The organism is Paenibacillus sp. 01T422 (genome assembly GCF_056398785.1).
In genome coordinates this window covers 1-10,215 of the sequence record NZ_JBFTQB010000508.1, presented here as the reverse complement: position 1 = coordinate 10,215, position 10,215 = coordinate 1, and the positions used below count along the sequence as shown (strand labels likewise).

At 49.6% G+C, this 10,215-nt stretch carries 6 protein-coding genes; 5 read left to right on the top strand and 1 reads right to left on the bottom strand.

Annotated elements, in window-relative coordinates; translation table 11 throughout:
* From AC1DUA_RS24535 to AC1DUA_RS24520, 4 genes are all read left to right on the top strand, one after another.
* The coding region (locus AC1DUA_RS24535; RefSeq protein WP_477502253.1) for an exonuclease SbcCD subunit D C-terminal domain-containing protein at positions 1-297 on the top strand (297 nt) is incomplete at its 5' end.
* A gap of 377 nt (positions 298-674) precedes the next feature.
* A complete protein-coding gene (locus AC1DUA_RS24530) occupies positions 675-4,142 on the top strand; it encodes an AAA family ATPase (protein ID WP_477502252.1) in 3,468 nt (1,155 codons plus the stop codon).
* 280 nt (positions 4,143-4,422) lie between these two features.
* Positions 4,423-5,145, top strand: coding sequence for a chymotrypsin family serine protease (locus AC1DUA_RS24525; RefSeq protein WP_477502251.1), 723 nt, complete (start codon positions 4,423-4,425; stop codon positions 5,143-5,145).
* Between the two features lie 152 nt (positions 5,146-5,297).
* Positions 5,298-6,995, top strand: coding sequence for a glycoside hydrolase family 26 protein (locus tag AC1DUA_RS24520; protein ID WP_477502250.1), 1,698 nt, complete (start codon positions 5,298-5,300; stop codon positions 6,993-6,995).
* Between the two features lie 59 nt (positions 6,996-7,054).
* Here the strand turns inward: AC1DUA_RS24520 and AC1DUA_RS24515 are convergent, their stop codons facing one another.
* A complete protein-coding gene (locus tag AC1DUA_RS24515) occupies positions 7,055-8,977 on the bottom strand; it encodes an FAD-dependent oxidoreductase (protein ID WP_477502249.1) in 1,923 nt (640 codons plus the stop codon).
* Between the two features lie 190 nt (positions 8,978-9,167).
* On the opposite strand from AC1DUA_RS24515, the gene rsgA reads away from it, so the two are divergent.
* Positions 9,168-10,215, top strand: a 1,048-nt coding sequence (rsgA, locus tag AC1DUA_RS24510; protein ID WP_477502248.1) for a ribosome small subunit-dependent GTPase A, incomplete at its 3' end; no start/stop codon positions are given.

Here is a 10,215-nt window from a genome sequence, read left to right as displayed (position 1 = left end):
GAGAAACGCGATGCTGCGGCATGGATTGACCTCGAGATCAACATGACGGAAGCGATGTCGATTGAACAAATCCAATCGCTGCGCAAAGCTTACGACGGCTTCATTCATATTCGCCCCATTTATCCAGAGATGGAGGCTGTCAGGGCAGCAACGCCAAAGGCGGATCTGTCGATGGAAGAGCATTTCACGCGCTTTTATTCTCGTCAAACCGGAGGCGCACAGCCAGAGCCGGAGCTGATCCGGTTGTTCTTGGAGCTCTTGCAGGAAAAGGATTTGGCAGATGCGGCGGGGGAATAGGGAGCCATAGGGTGCCACGGGGAGTCATAGGGAGCTACAGGGAGCCACAGGGATCTCATAGGGAGTCATAGGGAGCTACAGGGATCTAAAGGGAGCCATAGGGAGCCATAGGGAGCCATAGGGAGCCACAGGGAGCTACAGGGTGCGTTTGGCTAACAATCTCAGACGTTTACATGTAAAAAGTACAGCAAATTCGTGAAACATCATTGAGTTTGGCAGAGATCATGTATTTTGTACATCAAAATGATGGATTTTGCCCCTTTGATAACCTAAATCCGTATTTTTAATGTACTTTTTGCATGTTTATCATCTTTATTGCAGCAATTAATAAAATTTACTGCACGTTTTACATCTTGTATCACTAGGAGGACCTGAATATGCGTCCAATTGAGCTGCAAATGTCCGGGCTCCAGAGCTATCGAGAGCTGCAAACGATAGATTTTAACCAGCTGGTAGGAGCGGGTGTATTCGGTATTTTTGGACCGACGGGGAGCGGGAAGTCGTCGATTCTCGATGCGATTACACTATCGTTGTACGGTAAAGTTGAGCGGGCCAGCGGCGGTACGCAAGCGATCATGAATCATGCGGAGCAGACGTTGTTCGTTTCTTTCACTTTTGAGCTCACGAATGCAGCGGGCACAGAGCGTTATCGCGTAGAGCGGCAATTCAAGCGCGGCACGGAAATGTCCATTAACGGAACGATTGCCAGATTGCTGCATGTGCATGAGAAGGAGACCATTGTACTTGCGGACAAAGCGGGCGAAGTCAATCAGAAAGTGCTGCATATTCTCGGATTATCCATGCAGGATTTCACGAGAGCTGTCGTGCTGCCGCAAGGGAAATTCGCGGAATTTCTGACCTTGACGGGCAAAGATCGCAGGCAAATGCTGCAAAGACTTTTCCATCTGGAGCAATATGGGGATCAGTTGAGCGCCAAGGTAAGCTCCAAAGTGAAAGAAACGGATAGTCAGGTGAAACAGCTTGCGGCAGAACAGATGGGCTTAGGTGATGCTTCGGAACAAGCGCTGGAAGCAGCCAATGAGAGGCTTCAAGAAGCTGAAAGTGAAGCCGTGAGAAGCCGTTTGCATTTGAATGAACAGGAAAAGTGTTATGAGGAGCACAAGAAGATCTATAACTGGCAGCAGGAGCAAGCTGATCTAGAGGCGGAAAAGCATAAACTGCAGGAGCAAGAGCAGCAAATACGCGAGAAAGAGCTTCTTCTGGGGCATGCGGACAAAGCTGAAAAGGTTAAACCTTATCTGGAGCAACATCAGTTAGCTGACAGAGATGTGCAAGCCGGACAATCGAAGCTAGAAGCTGCGAAAGTGACCCAGCAAACAACAGAGGCAGCGTACCAGCTAGCAACGGAGCAATATGAACAGGCTCAGCAAGAGCTTTCGATGAAGGAAGGTCCTCTGTTGCTGCGGTTAGACCAGTTACAGCAGGCGCTCGTTATTCAGCAGGAGCTGGATCACGTTGGGCAGCAGGTTACCCTTGCGCAGCAGCAAGAAAATGAAGTAAAAACAGCGTTAGCCGTGCTGCAGCAGGACATCAAGAAAAGCAATGAGACGAAGCAAAAAGCTATTTTGAAACAAACAGAACTGAAGGAACAACTGAAGCAAGCGGAGACCAATACGGCGACTACTCAGCTGTTACATAAAGCGCTACAGGAGAAAAAAGCAATTGAACAGCTCCAACTGCAGAAGGAAGGCGCTCAAAAGGCGTTCGAAGAGAGAGTTCGTTCTCATGCTGCGCTTGAACATAATCTTTTGCAATTAGCAGATAAGCAAAAAGCAATGATGGATAAGCTGCACGTATGGCTTCAGCGTTCAAATGAAATCAGCTTGGAGGGGCAGAAGCAGAATGGCTCTTTCAATGGCTTTACTCCTGTGTTGCAAGCCCAACTAGAGCAGATGAAGTTGCATTGGAAAATGCAAGAACGTCAAGCTCTGGCAGCTATATTGGCAGGTGAGTTAGCGGATGGAGAACATTGTCCTGTGTGCGGAGCAACCGAGCATCCTTCTAAACTCATTCCATCAGCAGGAACAGCAAATAGTGATGAAACCGAGTTACAGCTTCAGCAAGGGGAAGCGCTGCTTCAACAGGTCAAGGAGCGGATATATACGCATCAACAGCGTCTACATAGGATGGGAGCTGTTATGCAGCAAGCTGTAGAACTTGCGTCGCAGCAATCACGATCTACACTGGCTGAACTCGAAGTTGGACAATCGTGGAAGGAAGCAGCGGCAGGTCTAGAAGGAGCTGTATCCCAGCGTGCAGCAGCTGAGTCGTATGAAGGTTCTGGATTTTCTGATTTGCAACGAAAATGGATGGATATGGAAATAGAGTGGAACTCGGTCATGTCCCGTGCCGATGAGCTTGAACAGTCGTTCCAAGCTTTATTAAAAGAGCATAACGCACATGAACAACAGACTGTGCAAGCGGCCGCTCAGCAGCAGGCAGCTGCAAGCCTTCTAGCCGAAGCGGAAACAAGACTCGCAGCGGTTCAGTCAACAATGAATGAACATATGAAGCTTTGGCAGGAAAGATATAGCGAGCTTTCTTGGGAAGAGATAGACAATCAGCTGGAACACCTGCTAGCGAAAGAAAGGCTGGCAGAGGAGCTTCGCGGGCGCATCGAGAAGAGCATCCCCTTTCTGGATGAGCTGATTGTGAAGATCGACGAGCTCCAGCGTGCCGCTACGGAGCAGGATCGGACCGCTCTGCAGCTGCACGAGCGTCTGCAGGGGCTTGCGCAGCTCGCCGCCGACAAGTCGCGGCAGCTGGCGCAGCGCGCGCCCGGCGCGGCTGTGCCGCAGCTCATCGCGGAGGCGACCTCCGCGCTGGAGCTGCTGCGTCTCGCCGCGCAGCAAACCAAGCTCGCGCACGCTGCTGCGCAGCGCGAGCAGTCCCTGGCGGCGCAGCGCTACAGCGCCGCCGCCGAAGCCGCTGCCGCCGCCGCGCGGCAGCTGGCACAGACAGAGAGCGCGCTGCATAGCGCGCTCGCGGAGAACGGCTTCGCGTCGCGCGAAGCCGCAGAAGCTGCGGCGCTGGCGCCTGAGCAGCGCCGCCAGTGGGCTCAGCTCGCGGCGGAGCACCGCGAGCGCGAGCAGGCGCTGCGCGCCCAGCTGGCGCAGCTGGCAGCGAAGCTGCAGGGCCGCGTGCTGAGCGCGGACGCATGGGCGCAGACGCAGGCGCTGCTGAGCGCCGCGAAGGCCGCTGCGGAGGCTGCGCTTGAGTCGCGGGCCAAGGCGGCCCAGGGCGCAAGCGAGCTTGCGGTGCGGCACGCGCGGTGGTGCGAGCTCGAGGCGCAGCGCGCTGAGCAAGCGAAGCAGCTGGAACGTCTTGGCAAGCTGCAAGCCGTGCTGAAGGCGAATGCCTTCGTCGAGTATTTGGCCGAAGAGCAGCTGATGCAGGTCAGCCGCGCCGCTTCTGAGCGGCTGGGTGAATTAACGCGGCGGCGTTATGCGATTGAAGTCGATTCCGGTGGCGGATTTGTCATCCGCGATGATGCCAATGGAGGTGTCAAGCGACCCGTTAGCACACTGTCTGGGGGCGAGACCTTCCTGACTTCATTAGCCTTAGCGCTCGCGCTTTCCGCGCAAATTCAGCTCAAAGGCGAGTATCCGTTGGAATTTTTCTTCCTTGACGAAGGCTTCGGCACTTTGGATCAGGACTTGCTGGATATGGTTATTGGTGCTTTGGAAAAGCTTCATATGGATAGCTTAGCGGTTGGTGTCATTTCTCACGTGCCGGAGCTGCGTGCTCGTCTGGCTCGCAAATTAATCGTTCAGCCAGCGGAGCCGTCCGGCCGTGGGAGTCGTATCGTGCTCGAGGAGCAATAGCGTTGTCGTCTTTTTTAACTGTGTAGGTGCCATCGCAATGCGCCTATTGCCTTTTTTAGCCCCGAATTCGATGTGTTAGGTAAAATCATCAAGCCGATTCGTACAAGTTGGCATACACTGCTACATCTTTTACGAAGAGGAGAATGGTGAATGGCTACATTTCATGAGGCTCTGAAACACAAGAATAGGATTTCACCTATTTTGTTGAAGCGTGCGGAGGTTGTCGCTGTTGGTGTTGGTTACATGGACCYAAGTAAGCCAACGCTAGGCTCAGGTGTCATTGTGTACACCCAGAAGAAAATCGTTCCCCACAGGGACAGGCGGTCTCATCGTAACGAAGAACAATCAGCTGTATATCTTGAGCAACAATCATGTGCTTGTCAAAAATAACACGTCAGCTTCGGCCATTACGGTACAACCAGGTCCAGCGGACGGCGGTCAAGCGCCAGGGGATACTTTAGGTAGTCTCTTCGAGTTCACTAGATTAGTCCCGAACGGAATCAATTTTCAGGATTCGGCGCTTGCTAAGCCAACATCGAACAGTCTGCTTAATCCGAGATATTTAATCAGCGCATCGGGTCGGCTTATTACGGTTCCAGGCCATGTGACCACTTACCCTGTCGGGCTGCAATTAATGAAGTCAGGTCGTACAAGCGGATTTGTCCGAGGAACGATTGAATCTAATCATACAGACGTGCGAGTGACTTATGGAGGGACACTGGGCGTTCTGACGTTCCGTAATCAATTGGTCATTCGCGGTACTCGAGGGCCTGTTTCGCTTCCAGGGGATTCCGGATCGGTATGGCTGCGCGCTAGCGACCGCTTTGCTGCAGGACTTAATTTTGCCGGTACACAAGATGGCATGCATTCGATCAGTAACCCGATCGATATTGTCATGTCCCGCTATGGGGTGCGTACAGCTGTTCCTGCGGCCAAAGGTACGTTCAAAGCTGGCATGATTAAAAGGCTTCGCAAGGGCGCAGTGCGTGCCATTTCGAAGTAAGTCAGAGGTTATTCTGTAAAAGAGCTGGGTAGGATGCGTATCCTATCCAGCTCTTTTTATTATTTTCACCAATAGGTGCTACTTTCCGGTCATGCATACGTATCAAATAGAGGCATACCACTTACCTGAAGCCTGAAGGGAGTCATTTCTTCTTGAAAAAAATATATAAAAGAATTAGCATCATGACGCTCGTTGTTGGCGTATTAGCTGCCAGTTTGGCTAGCTCGCCTGCGCCTGCGCATGCAGATATCGTATGGGATCACTGGCAAAAAGCAGAGGCCCTAGCTGCCAGCGGCAATAAAGCGGAGGCTGTCTCGCATTGGCAATTTCTTGCGAATCACTATGCGAGCATTGGAGATTGGGAGAATACAGCACTGTTCTACGGGAAGTTAGATTCTTATTTTGATGCCACCCGAGATTACGAGCAAGCCATTCATTATTACGAGCTGGAGAATGAGTACTGGGTCAAAGTAGGTCGAGATTGGGGGGCTATTAAGCTACAGCGTGCCGATCAAATTCGGACAACTGTTGAGCTATTTAGACAGGAGCGTGATCAGTCCTCCATCCGGGAGCTGGCTTTACCTCCAAACGGTAAACTGGCCAAATTTGAACCTGTCTACGGTACTTATCTGGGGATTTATTCGGAACAGGATCCCAAAGTGGGTAACACGTTCACGAAGACGGAATCTGTTTATGGTAAAAAGCACGCAATCTATTTGGCCTATGCGCATTGGGGGCAAAACTTTCCCGCAACGTATGCAAAAAGAGCCAAAGATGCCGGCGGTGCGCTACAAATCGCATGGGAGCCTGATGATGGCTTGGACCCGGTAGCGGATGGCGCATATTTACGGAAATGGGCGCAAGAAGCGAAGGCCGCGGGTATCCCGATCTTTCTGCGTTTTGCAGGAGAAATGAATGGGGCTTGGGTCAAATGGCATGGGAACCCTTCTCAATATATAGCGAAGTTTCGTATGCTGCATGATGTATTTGCGGCTGAAGCGCCGAATGTGGCTATGGTTTGGAGCCCTGGGGACGTACCAGCAAATGATATCGACCCGTATTATCCTGGTGATGATTATGTAGATTGGGTAGGCGTCAGTTTATATATTGAACCCTATGAAAACGGAGACCCATCGCTGCCATCCATGTTAGCTACAAGTAATGTAGAGAGACTGACCAGGCTGTACAATACGTATTCCGATCGCAAACCGTTAATGCTTAGTGAAACGGGAGTTCCACACTACCAGTACGCGGCTGGGGAAGATTTCACGGAATGGGCTAAGCTGAATTTGCAGCGACTATATGAAATTATGCCCTACAAATATCCGAGGCTAAAGGCCATTACTTACTTTAATGTGAATCAAGGAATGAATAAAGCCCAAAATGACTATTCCCTGTCCAGTTCATCGGACATCCAGAACTACTATACCAAACTAATTGCAAATCCGTATTTGCTCTCGAAAGTGAGCGATTCAGCCCAGCCGGCAGATGGCATTGGTTATGTGCCAGTTAATGCGGATCATCAATCATTTACGAAGAAAACCAAATTCGTTCCTTTTATTAAAATACCCGAGGTGTACATTGGGAAAGTCGAGTATATCCTTAATGGACGAGTTCTCGCGGCGCAGACTGAATTGCCATACGGGTTGGAACTGCGTGCAGGAGAGGTCCCCGAAGGCTCTGTTCTTCAGATACGTGTGTTGAACAAATCCGGCGAGCAAGTCTCGCTGCGTACCTTCGGCGCTACACACTTGCTCCTGCCAGATTCGTTGGGGAAACATTTGGCGGCAAAGTGGCTTGGGATGGCAGCAGCAGAACCGTCACAATCTCAACAAAATAGTTCTGGATAACAAAAACGGCTCCAGCTTTGACTTATCGTCAGAGCTGGAGCCGTTTTTAATAGTAAAGCTTATACACTTTGAAGGGCTTGCTGTACTTCTTGAACAACCGACAGGGCAGCCGTGCGTGCGCTTGAGAATGCGCGTTCTGCAAGCTCGCCTTTGCCGGTACAACCGTCACCGCAGAAGTAGAAAGGCACATTCTCGACACGTATAGGAAGGAGATGGTTCGTCGAAATGTTTTTCACGCTGGAAACCATCGCTTTCTTGGACACCCTTTTCACCGCGGTAACATCGCGCCAGCCTGGGTAATGCTTGTCGAACAAAGCTTCCATCTGCGTGTTTTTACTTTCGAGATACGCTTTGCGTTGTTCATCGCTTTCGAATTGATCGCTCAAGTAGGCGATACCCTGCAGCAGCTGTCCGCCTTCAGGTACTAGTGTGTGATCCGTTGCGGAAACATCACTGATGAAGAGTTTGTTGTCCATGTCGCTAATATAGCTAAACGGTCTTGCAACAACCTTGCTAAGTCCTACGTCGTATACCATAACTTCAGTTGCAGTATTGGATTCGTAAGGCGCAAGGAATGGCTCCCACGCTGTGCCCTTCAGTAATTTGACGACTTGCTGGACAGGCATTGCGAAAATCACTTTATCAAAGGATTCTTCGCGGTTTTTCGTTTGAAGCACGAATTTACGGTCGGCATAACGCAGGTTTTCCACAGCTTCTTGAATCGCAATTTCCCATCGGCCTGATGTTGTGAGCTTTTGTTTAAGTTGGTTAGTGATGACCGCCCAGCTTCCGAGAATATAGTTAACCGGTTTCGAGGAGAGGAACAGGTTATGGTAATACTCGCTAATCACTGCACCGGACACATTGCGTGCATCTTCAGGGGTGATGAAAAAGTTGGAGCAAACGAGATGTTCCCATAGTTCTTTAACATCCTCGTCAGCGTTGGATTCTGCAAGATAATCAGCTAAGGTAGCATAATTTTTTATGTTATGGATGTTTGCGATAATGGCAGCAATTTCACCAACGAATCTAACTTTTTGTGCCGTGCTAAGCAAATCTGTTTTTAGGAGGTTGATGGCATCTAGTGGAGCAGTAGTAAGTTGATTGTGCTTCGCATAAACAACTTTCCGTTTATCGACTTGTTTGGATGAGAAAGACAATCCCAATTCTCGCTCCATGTTCGTGATGGTATGACGATCTATGCCATAAATGGCATGCGCGCCGTAGTTCAGCGTGAAGCCTGCTTTCTCATATGTGAATGCACGGCCGCCAAGCTGCGGACTGCGCTCAAAAAGAATACCTTCAATATGCGGGTTCTCCGATAAATAAGCGGCCGCGGTTAATCCGGCTAAGCCTCCACCAATAATAGCTACTTTCATTTTGTGTTCCTCCTTGGGGACTGGTTCTACCTGCAGCGGCGGGTAAGGTTCGCTTACACGAATGCCTACCCACATCCAAGCTAAGTTGTTTTTCATCAGTTCGACTAAATCAGAGTGTTCCTGGTTGCACCAAGTTCGAATCGTGCCGTTATACATGCATACGAGTAGTTCTACTTTTTTCGGTTCAGGCAGCCAATGCAGCAAGCTCTCGGAGAGTACATTTAACTGGCGCTGTTCCTCCGTTTTTACGGTTTCATTTTGTAAAGATAAGGCTTGTAAACTTCGTATTAGAAGAGGTGAAACGCGAATGTTAGACGCCAAGTCTAAAAATAAGCGGTTGATGTGTCCTTCAAGCGACTGCACCTTGGAAGGAGTCATTTTTACCCATTCCTGAATCAGTTGGATCTGTTTGCTGTAAAGGTCAGCGATGATGGCGTCTTTCGTTTTGAAATAATGGTAAAAAGTCCCTTTGGAAGTCCCCGTTGCTGTAATGATGTCATCAACAGACACGTTCTCGTAGCCTTTTTCCATAAACATCGATAAGGCGACGTCCATCATGACATCACGCTTTTTGCGGGTGGTGGCCCTCATGAATTGGCTCATCCGCTCACTCCATTCCAACCATCGATTTATTCCTATTATATGCAAAATTAGACCGATAGTCTACAAGTGAATTGACCGATGTATAAATTGTTCGCAGGAAAAAATAATCTAAACAATTGTTTACCGTGTGATGGTGATATGCGTAGTCTATACTTCTTATTAGAACCACATGAGAGGATGAATTTTACACTTGACTAAAGAAGAATTAGGCTGGAATTTATTTTTCGAAAAAGCCTTCGAACCTTATCTTGTAGAAGGGTACCAAGCTAGACGTGTATCCTTGGAGCATAAACATATGTACCGCGTTCTAACGGAATCCGGTGAAGCGCTAGCAGAGGTTTCAGGGAAGATGCGTCATCTTGCTATTCGCCGTGAAGACTATCCTGCTGTAGGCGATTGGGTTGTTGTCTCTGTACGTGAAGAGGAACAACGAGCAACCATCCATGCTGTTCTGCCGCGTAAAAGTAAGTTTTCCCGGAAAGTTGCCGGTCAAGTCACAGAAGAGCAAATTGTAGCTACTAACGTAGATACAGTATTTCTGGTTACTGCACTAAATCTGGATTTTAATGTTCGGCGTATAGAACGCTATTTGGTTTTGGCTTGGGAAAGCGGAGCTAATCCCGTTATTGTCCTTAGCAAAGCCGACCTATGTGAGGACCCGGAAGCTCTTGCGGCTGAAGTCGCGGCGGTTGCGGTTGGCGTACCTATTCACATCATCAGCTCTGCCGAAAACAGAGGACTTGAAGACTTGGCTGCCTACGTAGCACAAGGTCAAACAGTGGCGCTGCTAGGATCTTCCGGTGTGGGGAAATCTACCTTGGTTAACCGCATTTACGGCAAAGAAATTTTAGTAACGGGAGATATCCGTGATGGCGATGACAAAGGGAAGCATACGACGACACACCGTGAGATGATCACGCTGCCTGGAGGAGGTATCCTCATTGACACGCCGGGAATGCGCGAACTGCAACTTTGGGATGCATCCGAGGGCTTGAGTACATCCTTTCAAGACATTGAAGAGCTGGCAGAGCAGTGCTATTTCCAAGATTGCAAGCATGAGAACGAACCAAAATGCGCTGTCAAAAGCGCTTTGAAGGRCGGCACACTTCCGCAAGAACGATTTTCTAACTATGTAAAATTGCAGAAGGAACTTGCTTATTTGGCGCGCAAAGAAGATAAAGGTCTTCAAGCTGCTGAGAAAGCGAAATGGAAGAAGATTCATCAGTCTTTGAAAAGCC